Source organism: Anaeromyxobacter sp. Red801, from assembly GCF_049201065.2.
Classification (GTDB): Bacteria; Myxococcota; Myxococcia; order Myxococcales; family Anaeromyxobacteraceae; genus Anaeromyxobacter.
This window is the reverse complement of record NZ_CM181236.1, coordinates 4,554,118-4,574,743: the sequence shown is the minus strand read 5'-3', so window position 1 is coordinate 4,574,743 and position 20,626 is coordinate 4,554,118. Positions and strand designations below refer to the sequence as shown.

Annotated in this window: 21 protein-coding genes; 12 read left to right on the top strand and 9 right to left on the bottom strand. The window is 76.0% G+C overall.

What is annotated here, in order from left to right:
- The first annotated feature begins 41 nt into the window (after positions 1-41).
- The 6 genes from ACOQFB_RS21065 to ACOQFB_RS21040 all read left to right on the top strand — a co-directional run bounded on the left by ACOQFB_RS21065 (position 42) and on the right by ACOQFB_RS21040 (position 5,891).
- A complete protein-coding gene (locus ACOQFB_RS21065; RefSeq protein ID WP_059439511.1) occupies positions 42-1,988 on the top strand; it encodes a YgiQ family radical SAM protein in 1,947 nt (648 codons plus the stop codon).
- Positions 1,989-2,048: 60 nt separating this feature from the next.
- Complete coding sequence (locus ACOQFB_RS21060) at positions 2,049-2,648, top strand: DUF2059 domain-containing protein (protein ID WP_421609440.1); 600 nt, start codon at positions 2,049-2,051, stop codon at positions 2,646-2,648.
- Between the two features lie 81 nt (positions 2,649-2,729).
- Positions 2,730-3,488, top strand: coding sequence for an SGNH/GDSL hydrolase family protein (locus ACOQFB_RS21055; RefSeq protein WP_421609439.1), 759 nt, complete (start codon positions 2,730-2,732; stop codon positions 3,486-3,488).
- A gap of 33 nt (positions 3,489-3,521) precedes the next feature.
- Positions 3,522-4,895 carry an adenosylmethionine--8-amino-7-oxononanoate transaminase gene (gene bioA, locus ACOQFB_RS21050; protein ID WP_059439385.1) on the top strand — a complete coding sequence of 458 codons (1,374 nt, stop codon included), beginning with the start codon at positions 3,522-3,524 and terminating at the stop codon, positions 4,893-4,895.
- Entirely contained in the window at positions 4,895-5,566 is a 672-nt protein-coding gene (gene bioD / locus ACOQFB_RS21045; RefSeq protein ID WP_421609438.1) for a dethiobiotin synthase, read from the top strand. The genes bioA and bioD overlap by 1 nt, the downstream gene beginning before the upstream one ends.
- A gap of 52 nt (positions 5,567-5,618) precedes the next feature.
- Complete coding sequence (locus ACOQFB_RS21040) at positions 5,619-5,891, top strand: hypothetical protein (protein ID WP_011419132.1); 273 nt, start codon at positions 5,619-5,621, stop codon at positions 5,889-5,891.
- A gap of 259 nt (positions 5,892-6,150) precedes the next feature.
- Here the strand turns inward: ACOQFB_RS21040 and ACOQFB_RS21035 are convergent, their stop codons facing one another.
- From ACOQFB_RS21035 to ACOQFB_RS21025, 3 genes are read right to left on the bottom strand one after another with little or no spacing between them, the layout of a single operon-like run.
- Positions 6,151-6,423 (bottom strand): DUF1844 domain-containing protein, encoded by a 273-nt coding sequence (locus tag ACOQFB_RS21035; protein WP_059439387.1) that lies wholly within the window; start codon positions 6,421-6,423, stop codon positions 6,151-6,153.
- Between the two features lie 19 nt (positions 6,424-6,442).
- Positions 6,443-7,870, bottom strand: coding sequence for a trypsin-like peptidase domain-containing protein (locus ACOQFB_RS21030; RefSeq protein ID WP_421609437.1), 1,428 nt, complete (start codon positions 7,868-7,870; stop codon positions 6,443-6,445).
- Positions 7,839-8,075, bottom strand: a complete 237-nt coding sequence (locus ACOQFB_RS21025) for a hypothetical protein (protein ID WP_059438891.1) — start codon at positions 8,073-8,075, stop codon at positions 7,839-7,841. Before ACOQFB_RS21025 ends, ACOQFB_RS21030 begins: the two co-directional genes overlap by 32 nt.
- Before the next feature lie 103 nt (positions 8,076-8,178).
- Here ACOQFB_RS21025 and thiE point away from each other — a divergent pair, with 103 nt between their 5' ends.
- The 4 genes from thiE to ACOQFB_RS21005 all read left to right on the top strand — a co-directional run bounded on the left by thiE (position 8,179) and on the right by ACOQFB_RS21005 (position 11,749).
- On the top strand, positions 8,179-8,826 hold the full coding sequence (gene thiE, locus ACOQFB_RS21020) for a thiamine phosphate synthase (protein ID WP_494492358.1): 648 nt from the start codon (positions 8,179-8,181) through the stop codon (positions 8,824-8,826).
- Positions 8,823-9,533 (top strand): gamma-glutamyl-gamma-aminobutyrate hydrolase family protein, encoded by a 711-nt coding sequence (locus tag ACOQFB_RS21015; RefSeq protein WP_421609435.1) that lies wholly within the window; start codon positions 8,823-8,825, stop codon positions 9,531-9,533. Before thiE ends, ACOQFB_RS21015 begins: the two co-directional genes overlap by 4 nt.
- Positions 9,530-10,270 carry a hydroxymethylpyrimidine/phosphomethylpyrimidine kinase gene (locus tag ACOQFB_RS21010; RefSeq protein WP_421609434.1) on the top strand — a complete coding sequence of 247 codons (741 nt, stop codon included), beginning with the start codon at positions 9,530-9,532 and terminating at the stop codon, positions 10,268-10,270. The genes ACOQFB_RS21015 and ACOQFB_RS21010 overlap by 4 nt, the downstream gene beginning before the upstream one ends.
- 747 nt (positions 10,271-11,017) lie before the next feature.
- A complete protein-coding gene (locus ACOQFB_RS21005; RefSeq protein WP_421609562.1) occupies positions 11,018-11,749 on the top strand; it encodes a transposase in 732 nt (243 codons plus the stop codon).
- A gap of 21 nt (positions 11,750-11,770) precedes the next feature.
- Here ACOQFB_RS21005 and dnaB read toward each other — a convergent pair whose 3' ends face one another.
- Complete coding sequence (dnaB, locus tag ACOQFB_RS21000) at positions 11,771-13,192, bottom strand: replicative DNA helicase (protein ID WP_059438896.1); 1,422 nt, start codon at positions 13,190-13,192, stop codon at positions 11,771-11,773.
- A 215-nt stretch (positions 13,193-13,407) separates the two neighbouring features.
- On the opposite strand from dnaB, the gene ACOQFB_RS20995 reads away from it, so the two are divergent.
- Positions 13,408-14,238 (top strand): LEA type 2 family protein, encoded by an 831-nt coding sequence (locus ACOQFB_RS20995; protein ID WP_494492357.1) that lies wholly within the window; start codon positions 13,408-13,410, stop codon positions 14,236-14,238.
- A gap of 209 nt (positions 14,239-14,447) precedes the next feature.
- On the opposite strand, the gene ACOQFB_RS20990 is transcribed toward ACOQFB_RS20995, so the two are convergent.
- From ACOQFB_RS20990 to ACOQFB_RS20975, 4 genes are all read right to left on the bottom strand, one after another.
- Positions 14,448-16,388 carry a carboxypeptidase-like regulatory domain-containing protein gene (locus ACOQFB_RS20990; RefSeq protein ID WP_421609433.1) on the bottom strand — a complete coding sequence of 647 codons (1,941 nt, stop codon included), beginning with the start codon at positions 16,386-16,388 and terminating at the stop codon, positions 14,448-14,450.
- Between the two features lie 22 nt (positions 16,389-16,410).
- A complete protein-coding gene (locus tag ACOQFB_RS20985) occupies positions 16,411-17,556 on the bottom strand; it encodes a YncE family protein (protein WP_421609432.1) in 1,146 nt (381 codons plus the stop codon).
- A 140-nt stretch (positions 17,557-17,696) separates the two neighbouring features.
- A complete protein-coding gene (locus ACOQFB_RS20980) occupies positions 17,697-18,371 on the bottom strand; it encodes an LrgB family protein (RefSeq protein WP_421609431.1) in 675 nt (224 codons plus the stop codon).
- Positions 18,368-18,775 carry a CidA/LrgA family protein gene (locus tag ACOQFB_RS20975; RefSeq protein WP_421609430.1) on the bottom strand — a complete coding sequence of 136 codons (408 nt, stop codon included), beginning with the start codon at positions 18,773-18,775 and terminating at the stop codon, positions 18,368-18,370. Before ACOQFB_RS20975 ends, ACOQFB_RS20980 begins: the two co-directional genes overlap by 4 nt.
- 82 nt (positions 18,776-18,857) lie before the next feature.
- On the opposite strand from ACOQFB_RS20975, the gene ACOQFB_RS20970 reads away from it, so the two are divergent.
- Complete coding sequence (locus ACOQFB_RS20970) at positions 18,858-19,793, top strand: LysR family transcriptional regulator (RefSeq protein WP_059436984.1); 936 nt, start codon at positions 18,858-18,860, stop codon at positions 19,791-19,793.
- On the opposite strand, the gene ACOQFB_RS20965 is transcribed toward ACOQFB_RS20970, so the two are convergent.
- Positions 19,754-20,626, bottom strand: a complete 873-nt coding sequence (locus ACOQFB_RS20965; RefSeq protein WP_494492356.1) for a vitamin B12 dependent-methionine synthase activation domain-containing protein — start codon at positions 20,624-20,626, stop codon at positions 19,754-19,756. The two genes, ACOQFB_RS20970 and ACOQFB_RS20965, sit on opposite strands and share 40 nt — an antisense overlap.

Below are 20,626 nucleotides of genomic sequence, written 5' to 3'. Positions count from 1 at the left end.
CGCTTGCTTTCCCGAGGCCCGGCGGCCATCTATGTGCGCCGATGGCCCGACTTCCCGTGCTCCAGGGCGACCGCGCCCGCCGCCCCGCGCCGCCCGGCCCGGAGGCCTTCCTGCCCATGTCCCCGGAGCACCTGCGGGCGCGCGGCTGGGCCGAGCTGGACGTGCTCCTGGTGAGCGGCGACGCGTACGTCGATCACCCGAGCTTCGGCGCGGCGGTGATCGGGCGCGTCCTGGAGGCGGCCGGCTACAAGGTGGGCGTCGTGGCGCAGCCGGACTGGCGCTCGACCGCCGATCTCCTGCGGCTGGGCCGTCCGCGGCTGTTCGTGGGGATCACCTCGGGTGCGATGGACTCGATGGTGAACCACTACACCGCCCACAAGCGGCGGCGCTCCGACGACGCGTACACGCCCGACGGCGCCGCGGGCAGGCGGCCGGACCGCGCCACCACCGTGTACGCGCGGCTGGCGCGCGAGGCGTTCGGGCCCACCACGCCCATCGTGCTCGGCGGCATCGAGGCGTCGCTCCGCCGCATCGCCCACTACGACTACTGGGACGACCGCGTCCTGCCCTCGGTGCTGGTCCCCTCCGGCGCCGACCTGCTCGTCTACGGCCAGGGCGAGAAGCCCATCCTGGAGATCGCCCGCCGCCTCGCCTCCGGCGAGGACATCTGCGGCCTCACCGACGTGCCCGGCACCGCGCTCGCCGTGCCGGACCTCGCCCTGGCGATGCTGGAGGGGCGCGACCGCAAGGTGCTGGAGCTGCCGGCCTTCGACGAGATCGTCCTCGACAAGCGCCGCTTCGCCGAGTTCAGCCGGCTCTACCACCTCGAGCACAACGAGGCGAACGCGCGCATCCTGGTGCAGCGCCACGGCCGCGGCCGGGCGCTGCGCCACGTGGTGGTGAACCCGCCCATGCGGCCGCCCTCGACCGAGGAGCTCGACCGGATCGCCGAGCTCCCCTACGTGCGCGAGGCGCACCCGGCCTACGGCGGCGCGCACATCCCGGCGCTCGAGCAGATCCGCTGGTCGGTCCAGATCCTGCGGGGCTGCGCGGCCGGCTGCGCGTTCTGCTGCATCACCGAGCACCAGGGGCGCGACATCGCCAGCCGCTCCGAGGCGAGCGTGCTGCGCGAGATCGCGACGCTCGCGAACAAGGAGAGCTTCCGCGGCACCATCACCGACGTGGGCGGCGCCACCGCCAACATGTGGCGGATGGAGTGCACCAGCGAGGAGGCGCACGCCGCCTGCCGCCGCGCGAGCTGCGTCTACCCGAGCGTCTGCCAGTTCTTCTCGGTGGACCACGGTCCGCTCGTGGACCTGTACGAGAAGGCGCGGAAGGTGCCCGGGGTGAAGCACGTCTTCGTCGGCTCGGGCGTCCGCTACGACCTCGCCCAGGCCGACGAGAAGAACGGCGCCCGCTACCTCGAGGCGCTCGTCGCGAACCACGTGTCCGGCCAGCTCAAGGTCGCGCCCGAGCACGTCTGCGAGCCGGTGCTGAAGGTGATGAAGAAGCCCGGCGTCGAGTCGTTCGAGCGCTTCCGCAAGGACTTCGAGCGCTACACGAAGAAGGCCGGCAAGGAGCAGTACCTCGTCCCGTACTTCATCTCCTCGCACCCGGGCGCGTCGCTGGAGGAGGCGGCGGACCTCATGGAGTACCTGCAGGCGAACCGCTGGAAGCCGCAGCAGGTGCAGGACTTCATGCCCACGCCCATGACGCTCGCCTCGGACATCTTCTGGTCGGGCTACCACCCGATGACCGGCAAGCCGGTGCACGTGACCCGGGACATGGAGGAGAAGCGCATGCAGAAGGCGCTCCTCCGCTGGGGCGACCCGGCCAACCGGCCGCTCATCGAGAAGGCGCTCCGGAAGATCGGCCGGCTGAAGCCGGGCGAGCGGCTCGGCCCGGGGATGCGCCCGGCGCGGCGCGGCGGCGGGCGGTCCAGGCCCGGCGCGCGCGGCGGCCCCGGGCCCGGGCGCGGCCCGCGATAGGGGAGGGCGCCCTCGCCAGCGGCGCTCTCACGCGGCGTCCCGGATGTGGTAGGGTCCCGCATGCCCCAGACCCGCCCCATCCTCGCCGCCGCCCTCCTGTCCCTCGGGCTCGTCCAGGCCGCCCGCGCCGCCGACCCGGCGCCGGCGCCGTCCAAGCCCGCCGCCACGCCCGCCGCCCCCGCGGCCCCCGCCGCGAAGCCGTCGCCCGCCGCGATGGACCTGGCGCGCACGCTCGCCACGCAGGAGACGTGGAAGCGCGGGATGGACGGGCTCACCCAGTCCGTCGTCGGCCAGTTCCGCGGCCACCCCGGCTCCGAGCTGAGCATGCCGAAGGACTTCCAGGCGAAGGCGCGCACCGAGATCGAGGCGCTGCTCCCGTACGAGGAGCTCGTGAACATCCACGCCCGCCAGCTCTCGGCCGCGTACGGCGAGGCCGAGCTGAAGGATCTGCTCGCGTTCTACAAGTCGCCGCTCGGGCAGAAGACGCTGAAGGCCATGCCCGAGGTGCAGGAGAAGGTGGCGATCGAGACGCAGCAGCGGATCGAGCCGAAGCTGCCGCAGGTCATGCAGAAGCTCGCGAAGGACGTGAAGCCGCCCGCGGGTGGCGCGAAGGCGCCGGCCAAGGCCGCGCCCGCGAAGCCGGCGCAGCCGAAGAAGTAGCCGCCCCCGGGGGGCGAACCCGAGCGGGCGGCCGGGCGCTCCCCCGCTCCCGCGCCGGCCCGCGGTGGCTACCTTCACCGCGTGACCCCGCCGACCCCCGTCCGCGCCGGGCGCCTCGTGCGCCCGGCGGTCGCGCTCGCCGTCCTCACCGCGGCGAGCGCCCTCCTCGCCGCCGGCGGCGCCCGCGCCGCGCCGGCGCCGCTCGTCTACGTGGCGCTCGGCGACTCCACCGCCGCCGGGCAGGGCGGCGGCCCCGGCGGCGGCTACCCGCCGCGCCTCGCCCGCCGGCTCGAGGGGGCGGGACTCGCGGTGAAGCTCGTGAACCTGGGCGTCCCCGGCGCGACCGTGGCCGACCTGCGCCGCGACCAGCTCCCGCGCGCGCTCGACGCGAGCCCCGGCCTCGTCACCGTGGGCATCGGGATCAACGACCTCGTGCAGGGGCGGCCGTTCCGCGACTTCGCGCGCGACCTCGAGGTGGTGGCGGACTTCCTCCGGCACACGCGCGCGGTGGTGGTGATCTCCAGCCTGCCCGACCTGGGCGACTCGCCGTCCGCGAACGGCGCGCCCGCGGCGCTGGCGCGCCGGCTCGACCAGTACAACGCCGCCATCGAGCGGGTGGCGGAGCGGCACGGGTTCCTGGTGGCGGACGCGTTCGGCGAGACGCGACGGACGGTGAAGCGGCTCGGCGCCGGCGCGGTGTTCGCCGCCGACGGCTTCCACCCGTCGGCGGCCGGCTACGACGCCTGGACCGACGCGCTCTGGCGGCCGGTGGAGCGGGCGCTCGGCGCGCGCCTGCAGGGCCGCCGGCCTCCCGCGCCGGCCGCGGCCGGGCGGCCGTGACGCCGCCGGGCCGGTGCGCTAGGGTCGCGGCCCATGGACGACCGCGAACGCCTGGAGCGGCACCGCCGGCTGTGGGAGGCGGACCACCGGCACCTCTGGCACCCGTTCACGCAGATGAAGGACTGGCTCCGCGAGGAGCCGCTCATCGTGGACGCGGCCGAGGGCGTCTACCTCGTGGACACGCTCGGGAACCGCTACCTCGACGGCGTGTCGTCGCTCTGGTGCAACGTGCACGGCCACCGGGTCCCGGAGCTCGACGCCGCGGTGCGCGCGCAGCTCGACCGCGTGGCGCACTCGACCCTGCTCGGCCTCGCCTCCACCGCGTCCATCGAGTGCGCCGAGGAGCTGGTCCGCCACCTGCCGCCCGGCCTGACGCGCGTGTTCTTCTCCGACGCGGGCGCCACCGCGGTGGAGATCGCCATCAAGATGGCGTTCCAGCACCACCAGCTCCGCGGCGACGAGCGCCGCACCGAGTTCGTGGCGCTGCACGGCGGCTACCACGGCGACACCATCGGCTCGGTCTCGGTGGGCGGCATCGACCTGTTCCACCGCATCTTCAAGCCGCTGCTGTTCGAGGTGCACCACGCGCCGCAGCCCTACTGCTACCGCTGCCCGCTCGGGAAGGCGCTGCCGGGGTGCGGGATGGCCTGCGCCGACGAGGTGGAGCGGATCCTCGAGGCGCGCGAGGGGAAGGTCGCCGCGCTCGTCATGGAGCCGCTCGTGCAGGGCGCGGACGGGATGATCACCCAGCCGCCCGGCTACCTGCGCCGCATGCGCGAGCTCTGCGACCGCCACGGCGCGCTGCTGGTCTGCGACGAGGTCGCGACCGGCTGGGGCCGCACCGGGACGACGTTCGCGGTGGAGCAGGAGGGCGTGCGCCCGGACCTCCTCACCATGGCGAAGGGGCTCACCGGCGGCTACCTGCCGCTCGCCGCCACCGTCACCACCGAGCACGTGTTCGAGTCGTTCCTGGGCGAGCACGCCGAGAAGCGGACCTTCTTCCACGGCCACACCTACGCCGGCAACCCGCTCGCCTGCGCCGCCGCGACCGCCTCGATGACGCTGTTCCGCGAGCGCGGGGTGGGCGCGGCGGTGCCGGGGAAGGCGGCGGCGCTCGCCCGCGCGCTCGCGCCGGCCGCGCGGCTCGCGCACGTGGGCGAGGTGCGCCAGCGCGGGCTGATGGTCGGGATCGAGCTGGTGCGCGACCGGGGCACGAAGGAGGAGTACGCGTACGAGCTGCAGGCCGGGCACCGGGTGATCCTCGAGGCGCGCAAGCTCGGCGCCATCCTCCGGCCGCTCGGGAACGTGGTGGTGCTCATGCCGCCGCTCGCCATGACCGAGGCCGAGCTCACGCGGCTGGCCGGGATCACGCTCGCCGCCATCGAGGCGGCCACCGCGAGGCTCTAGTGCGCGGGCTGTTCGTCACCGGCACCGACACCGGGGTGGGCAAGACCGAGGTGGCCTGCGCGCTCGTCCGCGCCGCGCGCGCCGCCGGCGTGGACGCGGTGGGCATGAAGCCGGCGCAGTCGGGCCACGTGCCGGGCGAGCCGTCCGACGCGGAGCGGCTCCGCGAGGCGTCGGGCGGCGTCGAGCCGCTCGAGGCGATCTGCCCGTACACCTTCGCGGCCCCGCTCGCACCCGCGGCCGCGGCGCGGCTGGAGGGGCGCGAGGTGTCGCTGGCGCGGGTGGTGGACGCGGCGCGCGCGCTCGCGGCGCGCCACGCGGCGGTGGTGGTGGAGGGGGCGGGCGGGCTGCTCGTGCCGCTCACCGCGCGCGAGACCCACGCCGACCTGGCCGCGGCGCTCGGGCTGCCGGTGCTGGTGGTGGCGCGCGCCGGGCTCGGGACCGTGAACCACACCGCGCTCACCGTCGAGGCGCTGGAGCGGCGCGGCCTCGCCGTCGCCGGGATCGTGCTCAACCGCACCGGGCCGGAGGACGATCCCTCGGTGCCGCTCAACGCGGCCGAGATCGCGCGATTGACCCACCGTGAACCGCTCGCGCTGCTGCCGTGGGAGCCCGATATCGCGCGCCGGGCGCGCGCCCTCGGATCCATCCTCGCGGCGAAGATCCAGTTTTGAGCGCCTGGAGCGAAAATTGGATCGATCGCGAGATCGATCCTAGATCGCTGACGTGCCGAACGTCGTCGACCTCACGCTCGTCTCTCGCGCGCGCCGCGCGCTGCACGCCGTGCTCGAGGAGCGCGGCCTCGGGTTCTTCCTCGCCGCGGGCTCGCGCACGCCGCGCCTCGACCCGCGCCGCATCGCCTGGGTGGTGGAGGTGGCGCGCCGCCAGGTCTCGCTCCGCGCGCGCCGCGACCCCGACGCGCTCTCGCGCACCCGCCGCGTGCTGCGCCGCGAGCTGATCCGCCGGCTCACCGAGGCGATGCTGCAGGCGGGGCTGTAGCGCCCTTCGACGGCGGGCTCCGGCCACGCTCCAGGGTGACCCTTCGACTCCGGCGGGCCTGGGGCCGCCTATGCTCAGGGTGACCCTTCGACGCCGGCGGGCCTGGGGCCGCCAACGCTCAGGGTGACCCTTCGACTCCGGCGGGCCTGCGGCCCGCCTACGCTCAGGGTGAGCGGGAAGAGGAAGGCCGCTCATCCCGAGCGTAGCGCGGCCTGCAGGCCGCGCGGAGTCGAGGGACGCGGAGTCGAGGGACGCGCGCCTACCGCGCGCTCGACTTCGCCACGTAGCGCAGGCGCAGGTCGGTGAGGAGGTTCTCGAGGAAGCGGGCCTCCTCGTCGGTGAGGTTGCCCTTCGTCTTCTCGGCCAGCATCGACAGGATGTCGATGGTCTGCTTCGCGAGCAGCAGGTTCGCCTCCGCGAGCTCGCCGGTCTCCGGGTGCGGCGCGTCGCCGAGGTGCACGAACGCCGAGGAGCCGAGCGACAGCACGAACGTGTAGAAGTCGATGGGCGCGGGCTGCTTCTCGTCGGCCATGGTCGATCCTCCGGGCGATCTAGTCGAAGTCGAAGGCGATGCGCTCGGAGGCGTAGCCGCGCTGGACGAGCAGCACGAGCCGCCCGCCCCGGCGGGCCCGGGCGGCGGCGCGCTGGAAGCCGGCCACCGACGAGACCTCCGCGGAGTTCACCTCGCGGACGAGGTCGCCCGGCTGCAACCCGGCCTGGGCGGCGGGCGAGCGGCCGGCCACGCTGCGCACCACCACCAGCGTGCCGCCGGAGACGCGCTCCTCCGAGACGCGCAGGCCCACGCGCTGCTGCACCAGCTCGGCGGCGCGCTGCGGGGTCAGCTCGACGGCGGTGACGGTGGCCTGCACGCGCGCGCCGCGCCGCGAGAGGTCGAGCCGCGCGGCGCGGCCGATGGGGAGGTCGCGCAGCCGGAACAGGAGCTCCGCGGCGCTGCCCGGCGGCGTCCCGTCCACCGCCTCGACCAGGTCGCCGGTCCGCACGCCGGCGCGCTCGCCGGGCGACCCCGGGTCCACCCCGGTGACGCGCACGCCGCCCGAGCCCCCGTCCACCGAGCCGTCCTTCCGCGGCAGGTCGTCCACCGAGATGCCGAGGTAGCCCTCGCGCACCTCGCCGTGGGCGATGAGGTCCTCGGCGATGCGGCGGGCCCGGTCGATGGGGATCGCGAAGCCGATGCCGGCGCTGCGGTCGCCCAGGATGGCGGTGTTCACGCCCACCAGCCGCCCGTCGATGTCGAGCAGCGGCCCGCCGGAGTTGCCGGGGTTGATGGAGGCGTCGGTCTGGATGAAGTCGAACATCATCCGGTCGCCGGCCTTGAAGTTGCGGTGCACCGCCGAGACCACGCCGGTGGTGACGGTGTGGGCGAGGCCGAACGGGTTGCCGATGGCGATCACCGTCTCGCCGATGAGCAGGTCGTCGGAGCGGCCGGTGGTGACGTAGGGGAGCTTCTCGCGGGTGTCGAGCTTCAGCACCGCGAGGTCCGACGACGGATCGGTGCCCACCACCTTGGCCATGAGCTCGCGGCCGTCGAGCAGGCCCACCCGGAAGCGGGCGCCGCGCTCCACCACGTGGTTGTTGGTGAGCACGTAGCCGTCGGACGAGACGATCACGCCCGAGCCGAGCGAGGTGGTCGCGTAGCCCTTGCGGTAGCGCGGCCGCTCGAACAGGTCGCCGAACAGCAGGTCGCCCATCGAGCCGCCGCGCGGCTGCGAGGGGACGCGGATCCGGACCAGCTCCTCGGCGGAGACGTTCACCACCGCGCCGCGCACCTTCTCCACGGCGATCACCACCGGGGTGCGGCGGTTCGCGGAGGGGCGCTCGTCGGCGCGGGGGAGCGCGGCGGGGGGCCGGGCGGCGGCGGGCGGCGGCGCCAGCCCGGCGGCCAGCGCCGCGGCGAGCACGAGCGCGCGCCCGGCGCCGCGCGCGGCGCTACGGCTGCTGCTGCGGCGGGACCTCACCACCTCCGACGTCCTCCTCCGGCTCGTCGTCGAGATCGTCCGGCTCCTCGGCGCCGCTCATCGACGCCTCGATCGGCATCGCCTGGTCGGCGAGGTCGGGGAGCGCCTTCGTGAACTTCTCGTACTCCTTCTCGTCGACCTTGCCCTTGCGCAGGTAACGCTGCACCACGCGCTTGTCGACGAGCTTGTTCTCGAACGGGTCGGCCATGTCACTTCCTTGCTGTCTGGGCGGAGGCCGGAAAATAGGCCCCGCCTTGCGGCTGCGTCAAGCGCGTGTTACCGCTGTCGCCATGCCGGTTTCCGAGGCCTCTGTGAGCGCCGGGCGGCGCGCGCGGCTCGGCGGGCTCTACGTCATCGTGGGGGGTGCGGATCCGGTGGCGCAGGCGCGTGCCGCGATCGGCGGAGGGGCCGGCGCCGTCCAGGTGCGGATGAAGGACGCGCCCGCCGGCGCGGTGCTCGAGGCCACCCGCCGCATCGTGGCGCTCGCCGCGGGCCGGGCGCTCGTGCTCGTCAATGACCGCGCCGACCTGGCGCTTCTCGGCGGCGCCGACGGCGTCCACCTCGGGGACGACGACCTGCCGGTCGCGGAAGCGCGGCGGCTGGTCGGCCCCGACCTGCTGGTGGGCCGCACCACCCGGACGCTGGAGGAGGCCCGGGCCGCGCTCGCCGAGGGGGCCGATCACGTGGGCTACGGGCCCATCTTCGCCTCGCGCTCCAAGGCGCTGCCGGTGCCGCCGCGCGGGCTGGCGGCGCTCGCCGAGGTGGCGCGCGCGCTCCCCGCGCCGGTGGTGGCGATCGGCGGCATCGGGCTCGACGACGTCGCCGCGGTGGCGCGGGCCGGCGCGGCCTGCGCGGCGGTGATCGAGGCGGTGGTGGGCGCGGCCGATCCCGAGGCCGCCGCGGCGCGCATGCAGGCCGCCTTCGAGGCGGGGCGCGCCGCGCGGGGTGCGAACCCGTGAGCCCGCGGCCGCGGATCGGGATCACGCTCGACGCCGACGCGTCGGGCCGCCGCTACGAGCTGCCGCGCGGCTACGTGGAGGCGGTGCTGGACGCGGGCGGGCTGCCCATCCTCCTGCCGCACGCGGTGGACGTGGCCGGCGCGTACCTCTCGCTCCTCGACGGGCTGGTGGTGAGCGGCGGCGACTTCGACCTGCCGCCGGAGCTGTACGGCGAGGCGCGGCGCCCGGGCTGCGGCCCGTCGCGCCCCGAGCGCACCCGCTTCGAGAAGGACCTGCTCGAGGCCGCGCTCGCCGCGCGCCTGCCGGTGCTGGGCGTGTGCGGCGGCATGCAGCTCCTCGACGTGGTGCGGGGCGGCACGCTCTGGCAGGACCTGCCCGGCGAGGCCGGACTCCACGGGCACGAGCAGCCCGCGCCGAAGGACGTCCCCTCCCACGAGGTGACCATCGCGCCCGGCACGCAGCTCGCCGCGCTCTCCGGGGCCGGTCCGCTCATGGTGAACTCGACGCACCACCAGGCGGTGCGCGAGCCCGGGCCGGGCGTGCTCGTCTCGGCGCGCGCGCCCGACGGCGTGGTGGAGGCCATCGAGCTCCCCGACCTGCCGTTCGCGCTCGGCGTGCAGTGGCACCCGGAGGCGACGCGGGACGACCCGCGCCACGCCGCCATCTACCGGGGCCTGGTGGACGCGGCGCGGAGCCTGCGCCGGTGATCCCGCGGGTCCTGGTGGTGGCCGGCCTCGACCCGTCGGGCGGGGCGGGCCTGGCCGCCGACCTGGAGGCGCTCGCCGCCGTCCGGGCGCGCGGCTGGGCGGTCGCGACCGCGCTCACCGCGCAGGGCCCGCGCGGCGCGCGCGGCGTGGCGCCGACCACGGAGGCGTTCCTGCGGCTGCAGATCGACGCGCTGCTGGAGGGGCGCGAGCGGCCGCGCGCGGTGAAGACCGGCATGCTCGGGACCGCCGGGCTGGCCCGGGCGCTGGCGGCGCGGCTCGGGGAGCCGCCGCTTGCGCGCGTGCCGCTGGTGGTGGATCCGGTGCTGCTCGCCTCCTCCGGCGCCCCGCTCCTCGACGCGGGCGAGGCCTCGCCCGGCGAGGCACTGGCGCCGCTGCTCGCGCGCGCGCGGCTCGCCACGCCCAACCTGCCCGAGCTCGCGGCGCTCACCGGCCTCGAGGTCGCGGACGACGAGGCGGCGGTCCGCGCGGCGCGGATGCTCCCCGCGCGCGCGGTGCTGGTGAAGGGCGGGCACCGCGCGGGCGCGCCGGTGGACCTGCTGGTGGAGGGGCGGCGCGTGACGCGGTTCACCGGGCGGCGGCGGGCCGGGACCGCGCGCGGCACGGGGTGCCGGCTCGCGTCGGCGATCGCGGGGCTGCTCGCGGGAGGCGCGTCGCTGGAGGAGGCGGTGCGCGGCGGGAAGCGGGTGGTGGAGCGGTACCTGGATCGGGTGCGCTGAGGGGGCGCGGCGCGGGGCGTCGGGGGTTGAGGGTGTGGGGCGCGGCGCGGGGAAGACTCGCCGCTCGCGGTGAGCTCGTCGAGCCGCGAGCTGGACGCGGGGTGCGATGAACCGGGGGGTGACGCCGGTCGCGTCGTGGAGTGGGGCAGGCGACGGTGGTGGCGGCGGGTGGGGCGGGCGTTGCTCGGGCTTTGAGGGGGCGAGGGCGGTCGGGGGCGGGACCGCGCTACCGGAACCGCGGCTGCGGGGATCGGCTCGCGAGAGGCTCGTGGGTGGGGCGGGGGCGCGGGGGCGGGCGCGCGGGAGCCAGTCAAGACATCGCTGACGGTCGCGCGTAGGGGTTCGAGTCACGGTGAACTCAGCTGAGGTCCGCGCAAGCGGAGCCCTCACCCCTGCGCCCCGCGCCCCACTCGCGGGCCTCTCGCAAGCCGATCCCACCGGCCCGGGTTCCGGTCACGGGGGCCCGGCCCCCGACCGCCGCCGCACCCTCGAAGCCTGGTGCAGTACCAGCTCATCACTGACTGAAGTCGTCTCGGGACATCGCTGACAGGGGTGGCTGCTCGACCCTCACGCGGCCCCGAAGGCGCAGCGAGTCACGAGCGAAAAGCCTCGAACCGCGAGCTGGGCGCGGGAGCGAGCCTGGGCCGCCGAGGGGTGGCGTGCGGGCGCGGGGCGCTGCGCGGAACGCTCGCTTGCGGCCCACACGGTCAGTGGATCTCGGCGTCACGCTGCGTTAATATCTGCCCAATCATGCGCGGCTCGCGTCAGCTCCGGTTCCGGCTTCCTCCTCCTCGCACCCACGGCGGCCGGCGGGCGGGCGCGGGGCGAAAGCCGAAGGGCGCGCGGGCCGGGGTCTCGCACCACGGGCGGCCCGCGGTCACCGCCGCCACGCCGGCGCACGTCACCTTGCGCGTGCTCCCGCACGTCTGGAACCTGCGCAGCCAGCGCTCCCTCCGCGTCGTCGAGGCGGCGCTCGAGGCCGCGGCGGCGGCCTGCGCCACCTTCCGCGTGGTCCACTTCGCGCTCGAGGGCAACCACCTCCACCTCCTCGTCGAGGCGGACGGGCAGCGGGCGCTCTCGTCGGGGATGCAGGGGCTGTGTATCCGCCTCGCGAAAGGGCTGAACCGGATGATGGGGCGGCGCGGGAAGGTCTTCGCGGACCGCTACCACGCCCGCGTGCTGGGCACGCCGTCCGAGGTCCGCAACGCGCTCGCCTACGTGCTGCTCAACCACCGCAGCCACCTCGCTCGCCTGGGGAAGCCGGTCGGGCGCGGGAGCTTGGACCGGTTCTCCTCTGGGCGGTGGTTCGACGGGTGGCGCGGCGGCGGACCTGGGGTGCCGGACGGCGCGCGGCGGGTCACGGCGGCGCCGCGCACGTGGCTGCTCCGCACGGGCTGGCGGCGTGGCTCGACGGGCTCACCCCGAGCGGCTCGGGGACCGATCTCGTTCGACGAGGTTCCGCCCGCGGTCGGGGGCTGACAGGCGCTGACGGGCGCGCGCCTACTGCTGGGGCCGGCGGTCCATCTCGGCGAAGTACGTCGTGCTCTTGAAGAACACCAGGTCGATGGTGCAGGTGGGGCCCTGGCGCTGCTTCGCCACGATGAGCTGCACGGGGAGCGTGTCGCCGCTGGCGGTGCCCTGCTGGACGTCCTTGTTGTCCTCCTCGGCGCGGTGCAGGAACATCACGATGTCGGCGTCCTGCTCGATGGCGCCGGACTCGCGGAGGTCGGACAGCATGGGGGGCTCGCCCTTGCGCTTCTCGACGCTGCGGTTGAGCTGCGAGAGCGCCACGATGGGGCACTCGAGCTCCTTGGCCAGCGACTTGAGCGAGCGGCTGATGGTGGCGATCTCCTGCTCGCGCGACTGGTTGGACCGGTCGCTGGGCGCGTGCATGAGCTGCAGGTAGTCGATCATCACGAGATCGAGCCCGCCGTTCTCGCGCTTCAGCTTGCGGCACTTCGAGCGCAGCTCCACGGGCGTCAGCACGAAGTTGTCGTCGAGCCACAGGTTGGCGGCGCCGATGCGGTCGGCCTGGGTGGCGAGCTTGTCCCAGTCGTGCCGGGAGAGCTGGCCCTGCGAGAGCTTGCGCCAGTCGAGCTTGCCCTCGGACGCGAGCATGCGGAGCGCGAGCTGGTCGGAGGGCATCTCGAGCGAGAAGAACGCCACCTTGCGCTGCGCCTTGGTGGCGGCGTGGGTGGCGATGTTCAGCGCGAACGCCGTCTTGCCGACCGAGGGGCGGGCGGCGAGCACGGTCAGCGTGCCGGGCTGCAGCCCGAGCGTGTTCCGGTCGAGCGTCTGGATGCCGGTGGGCACGCCGGTGATGGGCGACAGGCCGGCCTGCACCCGCTTCTGCACCGCCTCGAGGTTCTCGAGGGCGCGCAGCACCGGCTCGGAGATCTTCTTCAGCGTGTCGACGCTGGTGCCCTGGGCCGCGCCGAACACCTCCTGCTGCGCGGCGTCCAGGAAGTGCTGGACGTTCGCCCCGGCCTCGTACCCGCGCTCCACCAGCCGCTGCGCGGTGAGCATCATCACCCGCAGCCGGGCCAGGTCCTGCACGGTGCGCGCGTAGTGGCCCACGTTGGACGCGGTGCCGATGGCGCGCGCCAGCGTGAGCGGGAGCTCGTGCGGCACCGCCGAGCCGAGCAGCCCCTTCGCGTCGAGCCGCTGCTGGACCAGGATGGGATCGAGCGTCTTCGACTCGCGGGCCAGCTCCTCGCACGCGCCGTACACGTGCTGGTGCGCGAGCAGGTAGAAGTCGCCGGCCCGGAGCAGCGCGGCCACCTGGTCGAAGGCGGTCTCCTCCACCAGGATCGCGCCCAGCACCGCCTGCTCGGCCTCGAGGCTGTGGGGGAGATCGCGCGCGGAGCGCAGGGGGGAGACGCCGGCCTCGGCGACGCGGCGGGCAGGATCCGATTCGGCCATCAGGCGGCGCAGCCTACCAGCCGACTGTGACCCGAGCACTGTCGATGTTCGGTGGACAACCGCCCAAAACGCATGGAAAAACAGCGTGGAAACGCTGTGGACGGCCTGTGGATGGGCGGTGGACGGCCGGCCCGCCCCGCCGGTGTGCCCTGCGCGGGTGAGGTGGGAGGCGGCTCGGGCGCGCCCGCGTCCCGCGGCCGCGGTACAACCACCCCATGCGATCCCTCCGGCTCCTCGCCCTCACCTCGATCGTGGCGCTCTCCGGCTGCGCCGCCCTCAACCAGCTCGCCGCCTCGGCCTTCGAGAAGCCGAAGCTCACCTTCCGCTCGGCCACGCTGCAGTCGCTCGATCTCGAGGGCGCCACGCTCGGCTTCCTGTTCGACCTCGAGAACCCGAACGGCTTCGGCCTCACGCTGGCGCGCCTCGGCTACGGCGTCGAGGTGGAGGGGACGCGCATCGCCGCCGGCGACATGCCGGGCGGCCTGAAGATCCCGGCCGCGGGCAAGGCGCCGGTCACGTTCCCGGTGCGGGTGCGCTTCAAGGACGTGCCGGGCATCGTGTCGCTGCTCGGGCGCCAGCAGGAGTCCATCCGCTACAAGCTGGGCGGCACGGTCGGGGTCTCCACGCCGGTGGGCGTGGTGGACCTGCCCATCTCCCACGAGGACAGCCTGAAGCTGCCGCGCCTCCCCTTCACGCTGGAGGGGCTGTCGGTCCGCTCGGTGTCGCTCTCCGACCTCGCGCTCGACGTGAAGCTGCGGGTGAAGAACCCGAACGCGTTCGCCATCCCCTCCGGCACGCTCGACTCGGCGGTCTCGCTGGCCGGCAGCCAGGTCGGGCGGATCGACGGGCGCGCCTTGGCCGCGGTCCCCGCGCAGGGCAGCACGGTCCTCACGATCCCGCTCAAGGTGGACCTGGTCCGCGCCGGCCGGGCCGCCAGCGAGCTGATGCGCGGGGCGCCGGTGGACGTGGGGATGCGCGGCACCGCCGACCTGGGCGGCCTGCCGGTGCCGCTCGACGTGGGCGGGCGCGTCCCGGTCGCGAGGTGAACGAAAGGAGACGCCCGGCGGGGAGACCGTCCGCCGGGCGCCTCGGGGCCGGCATGGGAGGGGAGGAGCCGGCCTGTCTCCACCCTGATGCCCCGCGGGCGTGCCAGCAAGCCCCCGCCCGAACGTTCCGCGCGTGCGGGTGCGGTGGCCCGCCACGGGAACTTCCCGCGGCCGGGCGGCCCCCCCCCGCCCGCGGGGCGCGGGCGCGCTCAGCGGACGGTGAAGGCCACCTCCGCGCCCGCGGCGAAGCTGAAGAACTCGCCCGAGATGCCCGCGCCGGTGACGTTCTTCACGAGCGCGACGTCCTGGCCGGCCGCCGCGTAGGGCCCGCACAGCGCCATCACCGCCGCGGTGTACGCGCCGGGCGCGAGCGGCTCGCCGGTGGCGAGCGAGCGGACGTCGAAGGCCCGGTCGCTGCCCCAGTGGAAGTCGCCGTCCCAGGGCTCGGCGGAGGCGGTGACCGCGGCCCAGTAGAGCGGCGCGTAGTCGGGATCGGCGGTGCCGGCCTCGACGGCGGCGTCACTCCAGGCGGCGCGCAGCCCGGCGGCGTCCACGGTGGCGCCCTCGGTCGGCGACGTGAACGTCGGCTCGCCCACGAGGTAGGTGAACCCGGTGCCGTCCACCGCGCCGTCGCCGTTCGCGTCCACCGCGATGCCGTAGCGCCGGCCCGGCTGCGCGGCGAAGGACGCGGCGTACACGCCGGTCTGCGCCGCCGCCAGCGGGAGCACGTGCGCGCCGTCCGGGCCGGTCACGGTGATCACCGCGCCGTCGGTCGGCAGCGGGTCCACGAGCTCGCCGTCCGGCCCGGGCAGCCCCTCGCTCACCAGCGCCGCGGCGCCGTTCGCGTCCACCCACGCGACGACCTCGTAGGCGACCTTGCTCAGCAGGCCCACCCGCACCACCAGCGGATCGGCGGGCGTGCCGACGCCGGCGGCGGCGGCCTGCATCTCGCCGGCCGCGCCGGCGAGCGAGGCGCCCCCGGAGCAGGAGCGCGCCACCAGCCCGGTGAGCGGCAGGTCGTCCACCTTGCCGAACTCGATGTACTTCGCGCCCGGCATGCCGGTGAGCGAGCCGTCGAGGTCGAACCCGGTCTGGTAGGCGACCACGCTCGAGGCGCCGTCGCGGAGCGCCACCACCTGGAAGTTCCCGTTCGCGTCGGTGTACGCCGTCGTCCCGGGGAACGCCTCGACGCGCGCGTTGGGGAGCGGCCGCCCGTCCACCGCCGACACCACCCGCCCGTACAGGTCGGCGCACTCGTTCCCCTCCGGCGCGGCCCCGTACCAGGAGAAGTGGCGGATGGAGGCGCGCAGCACCGGCGTCTCGCCGTCCACCGTGGAGACCGCCACCGTGCCCTCCACGAAGTCCTCCCAGGCGCCGGTGGCCGGATCGTAGGAGTAGCAGTGGATCACCGTCCCCAGCGGGTAGCGGGGACGCAGGGCCGGCGGGATGGGCAGCTCGACCACCGCGCTCGCCGAGGGCTTCAGGTTCACGCGGCGGCCGGAAGGCTCGTAGATGCTGAACTCGGCGAAGGTCACCGGCGCGAGCACCGTGCCGCCGGCGCTCCCGGCCACCAGCTCGCCGGGGAGCACCGCGGTCTCCTTGCTGGGATCGACCGGCGTGATGGTCACCTCCAGCTCGGTGGCGTCGGTGTCGAGGCTGCCGGCCGGGAGGATCACCGCGTACGGGCCGGCCTCGGTCACCTCGGAGAACGTCCGGGCGGTGGACGGATCGTACGGCTGCCGCGCGCCCTCGCGCTTCAGCGTGGCGAGCACCGCCTCGGAGCGGTCGCCGGAGCGCGCGCCGGCGTAGCTCGGCGCGTAGCCGGGCCGGGTGAACGTGAGCCGCACGTCGCCTGCGGCGAGGCCGGCCAAGGTGAACTCGCCGGCCGCGTCGGTGACCGCGATGCGGCCGCCGGCGGCGACGGTCACGCCGGCGAGGCGCGCGCCGCTGGCGGCGTCGGTGACCGCGCCGAGGACGGTGTTTCCGCCGCCGGTCGGCGGGGGCGGGGGCGGGGTCGCGCCGCCGCCGCCTCCACCGCCGCCGCCGCAGGCCGCGAGCGCGGCGCCGAGGACGAGCGCGGGGAGGGCGGGGAGGGCGGGGAGGGCGGGCGCGGCGCGCGCGCCAGCCCGGGAGGTCGAGGTCGGGTGCATCGGGGCTCCTGTCGGAACGGGTTCAGGGTGCGGGGGGAAGCGGGGCGGGGCCGGGCACCACGGCGACCGCGAAGGAGAGGCCGTCCACCGGGAGGGCGCGCGCGACGGCGAGCGTCTCGACGTCCACCGCGAGGACGTGCCCCTCGGTGCCGGACGACACCACCCAGGCGACGCGGCCGTCCGGCGAGAGCGCGGCGTGGCTCGGGTTGGCGTAGGGGCGCGCGGCGGAGCGGAGCCGCTCGGTGCGGACCTCGCCGGTGTCGAGGTCGAGGCGCGAGAGGGAGTCCGAGTAGTAGTCGAGCGCCAGCACCCGGCGACCGCCGGGCAGCGGCAGCAGGCCCATGGGCCCGGGCGCGGCGGTGAAGGCCGGGCCGGCGCCGGCGCCCGCGGCGACGGGCGTGACGGTGTCGGAGGCGAAGTCGGAGACGAGCGCGAGCCCCCGCTCCGGCACGGCGAGCAGCGCCACCGGATCCGGGCCCACCGCCACGTCGCCGAGCGGCGCGAGGGTGACGGCGTCGAGGCGGCGGATCACCGCGGGCGCGCTCGAGGGCGGCTTCGGCCGGAGCGCCACCAGCACCTCGCCGCCGAGCTGCGCGAGCGCCACCGCCTCGCGCGCCTCGCCGGCGGGCTCGAGCGCCACCCGCCGGCGGATGGCGCCGCTCGCCAGGTCGAGCTCCGTGAGCGCGCCGGAGCGGACGTGGGCCACGAGGAGGCGCCCGCCCGGGAGCGCCAGCATGGCGATGGGCCGCTCGCCCACGTAGCGCGGCGCCGGCCCACCGGGCGCGCCGTGGCAGACGGCGCAGCTCGTGGCCGCGGCGGCCTCCGCGGTGGCGTGGCCGGCGATGGGCGTGCCGTCCGCCCGCGCCGGAGGGAGCGGGGCGGTGAGGAAGGTCCGGGTGACGCGCGCCGCGGCGGGGTCCAGCTCCGCCACCGCCTGCGAGCCGGTGAGGACGACGAGGAGCCGGTCGCCCACCGGCAGGAGCTGGTGCGGCAGCTGGCCGACCGGGATCCGGCGCACCGACTCGCCGCGCTCCGGATCGACCACGGCCACGCTGCCGCTCGCCGCCTGGCTCACGTACAGGTGGTGGCGCGCGCCCGGCGCCTCGGGCGCGGGCGCGCAGGCGAGCGCGAGCGCCGCGGCCGCGGCGCGTGAACCCTTCGTGAGCACGTCTCCCCCCTCCGTCGCCGCCGCGCCGGGCGCGGCGAGCGGCGCAGGATGCGCGCGGCGGGCGCGGCGGGGGCGGTCCTTCTCGGGGGAGCGGGCGCGCGGGACGGGCGGCCTGCGCGCGGGGACAGGCGCCGCGGCGGCTAGAGCGCGAGCCGCAGGAGCGGCGTCGCCACCAGCACGCCCAGGCCGGCGACGATCATCACCACCCCGGCCACCGCGCCCTCGACCCGCCCCAGCTCCATGGCCTGCGCCGTGCCGGCGGCGTGCGCGCCCATGCCGAACAGCGCGCCGCGCGCCACCGCGCTCCGCAGCGGGAGCCAGCGGACGAGCAGCTGCCCCACCACCAGGCCCACCACCGCGGTGAGGATCACGAACACCGCCGCCAGTGCCGGCACGCCGCCGAGCTCGCCCGCCACCTGCATCGCGAACGGCGTGGTGATGGACCGCGGCGCCAGGCTGAGCGCGAGCGGCCGCGCGAGCCCCAGCGCGCGGGCCAGCAGGAACGAGCTCCCGACGGCCACGGCGCAGCCGGCGAGGATCCCGGCGCAGAGCTCGGCGGCGTGCCGGCGGAGCAGGCCGGCGTGGCGGTGGAGCGGCAGCGCGAACGCCACCGTGGCCGGGCCGAGGAGCTCGACGAGCAGCCGCCCGCCCCGCATGTAGCCCGGGTACGGCACGCGGCCGGCGACGAGGAGCGCCGCGAGCGCGCCCGGCACGACCAGCAGCGGCGTGAGCCACGGCCGCGGGAAGCGGCGGTGCAGCGCGCGGGCGGCCGCGTAGAGCGCGGCGGTGAGGGCGATCCAGGCGGCGGCGATCACGGCGCCTCCTCCCGGCGGCGCGCCAGCCACTCCACCGTGGCGCCGGTCACCGCCATGACGAGCACCGTGCTCACCGCCACCACCGCGAGCGCGCGCGCCCCCTCGCCGCCGAGCAGCTCCGGGTACTGGATGGCGCCCACCGCGGCCGGGATGAAGAAGAGCAGCATGTGGCGGAAGAGCCACTCGGCCCCGCGCTCCAGCCAGGCGGCCCGCACCAGCCCGAGCCGGAGCGCGGCGAGGAGCAGCAGCATCCCCACCACGCCGCCGGGGAGCGGCAGGCGCAGCGCGCGGGCGGCGAGCGCGCCCGCGCCCCAGAACGCGCCGAGCGCGAGGAGCTGGAGCGGGAGCCCGAGGCGCGCGGCGGCGGAGGGCGGGGAGGCGGCGGCGGGGACGGCGGGCGGCATCGGCGGAACCTAGGCGCCGGCCGGGCATGAGGGAAGTGAATCTTTCGACTAGGATCCATGCCGAACAGGCATGGAGGCGCGGATGGACCTGCGCGGGCTGGGCGCGTTCGTGGCGGTGGTGCGGCAGGGCGGCTTCACCCGGGCGGCGGCGGCGCTGCACGTGACGCAGCCGGCGGTGAGCAAGGCGGTGCGCGCGCTGGAGGACGAGATCGGCGTGCCGCTGCTCGAGCGCGGGGCGCGGCGGACCGTGCCCACCGAGGCGGGCCGGGCGGTGCTGGCGCGGGCCGAGGGCGTGCTCGCCGCGGTGCGGGCCATCGAGGACGAGGTGGCCGACCTGGGCGCGCTGCGCCGCGGCCGCGCCCGCGTCGGCCTGCCGCCCATGGTGAGCGGCGCGTTCTTCCCGCCGGTGCTGGCCGCCTACCGCCAGCGCTACCCCGGCATCCAGCTCGAGCTGCGCGAGGAGGGGGCGCGCGAGGTGGAGGCGCTGGTCGCGTCCGGCGCGCTCGACGTGGGCGTGACGGTGCTCCCCACCGACGAGGCGCGCTTCGAGGCGCTCCCGTTCGTGCACGACGTGCTCGCCGCGGTGCTCCACCCGGCGAGCCCGCTGGCGCGCCGCCCGCGGCTCGCGCTCGCCGACCTCGCCGGCACGCCGTTCCTGCTCTACCGGCCGGACTTCGCGCTGCGCGGCCGCATCCTCGACGCCTGCCGCGCGGCCGGGTTCTCGCCGCTGGTGGCGAGCGAGACCGGGCAGTGGGACTTCATGGCCGCCATGGCCGCGGCGGACGTGGGGGTGGCGCTCCTCCCCCGCACCATCTGCCGGCGGCTCGACCCGGCGCAGGTGGCGGTGGTGCCGCTCGCCGAGCCCGCCATCGGCTGGAACCTGGGCCTGGTCTGGCGGCGCGAGGCGACGCTCTCCGCCGCGGCGCGCGCGTTCGTCGAGACCGCGCGCGAGGTGCTGCTGCCCGGCCGGCGCCCGGCCTACCCGGCGGCGCGCTCCAGGCCGCGCACCAGGAAGTAGATGGCGTCCGGGTGGTGGAGCACGATGGCGCTGGTGGACTGCTCCGGCACCATCTGGCAGGCGTCGGTGAGCGAGACGCCGATGGTGCGGACCGGGTCGAGCAGCTTCCAGACCTGCCGCTGGTCGCCGAGCTCCGGCCACGACGGGTAGCCGGGCGAGTAGCGCTTGCCCTGGCCGTCGGGGAGCCCGAGCTCGGCGCGGACCTGGCGGTGCCAGTACTCGGCGAGCGCCTCGGCGGTCTCCACCGCGAGGCCGTGCAGGAACAGCGCGCGGGTGTAGTCGCCGCGCTCCTGCGCCTGCTCGGCGAGGTGGGTGGCCTGGTCGCCGACCGTGACCACCTGGAGCGCGCACACGTCGGCGCCGCGCTCCTCGCGGAAGTAGTCGGCGAGGCACAGGTTGCGGTCGTCCGGCTGGCGCGGGAACTGGAGGCGCGCCACCTCGGCCTTGCGGTGCGTGGGGTCGAGGACCACGAGGTCGTTCCCCTCGGCGTGGCAGGGGAAGTAGCCGTAGACGACCTTCGGCACCAGCCACCCCTGCGCCTGCGCCTCGGCCTTCAGCTCCTCCAGCTTCGGGCCGAACTCCTCGCGGATGAGCCGCTCGTACTCGGCCCCCTTCGCCTTCACGCCCCACTGCAGCTTGAACAGCTCGGCGAGGTCGAGGTGCGGCCACACGTCGGCGAGCGCGATGCTGCCGGACGGCACCACCCGCGGGCCCCAGAACGGCGGCGCCGGCACGCGCGCGGCGGGGGCGACCGAGCCGGTGCGCCGCGCCGGCGCCGGCGCCACCGGCTCCGCCGCGGGCCGGGACTTCTCGGCGACCGCCTTCTGCAGCAC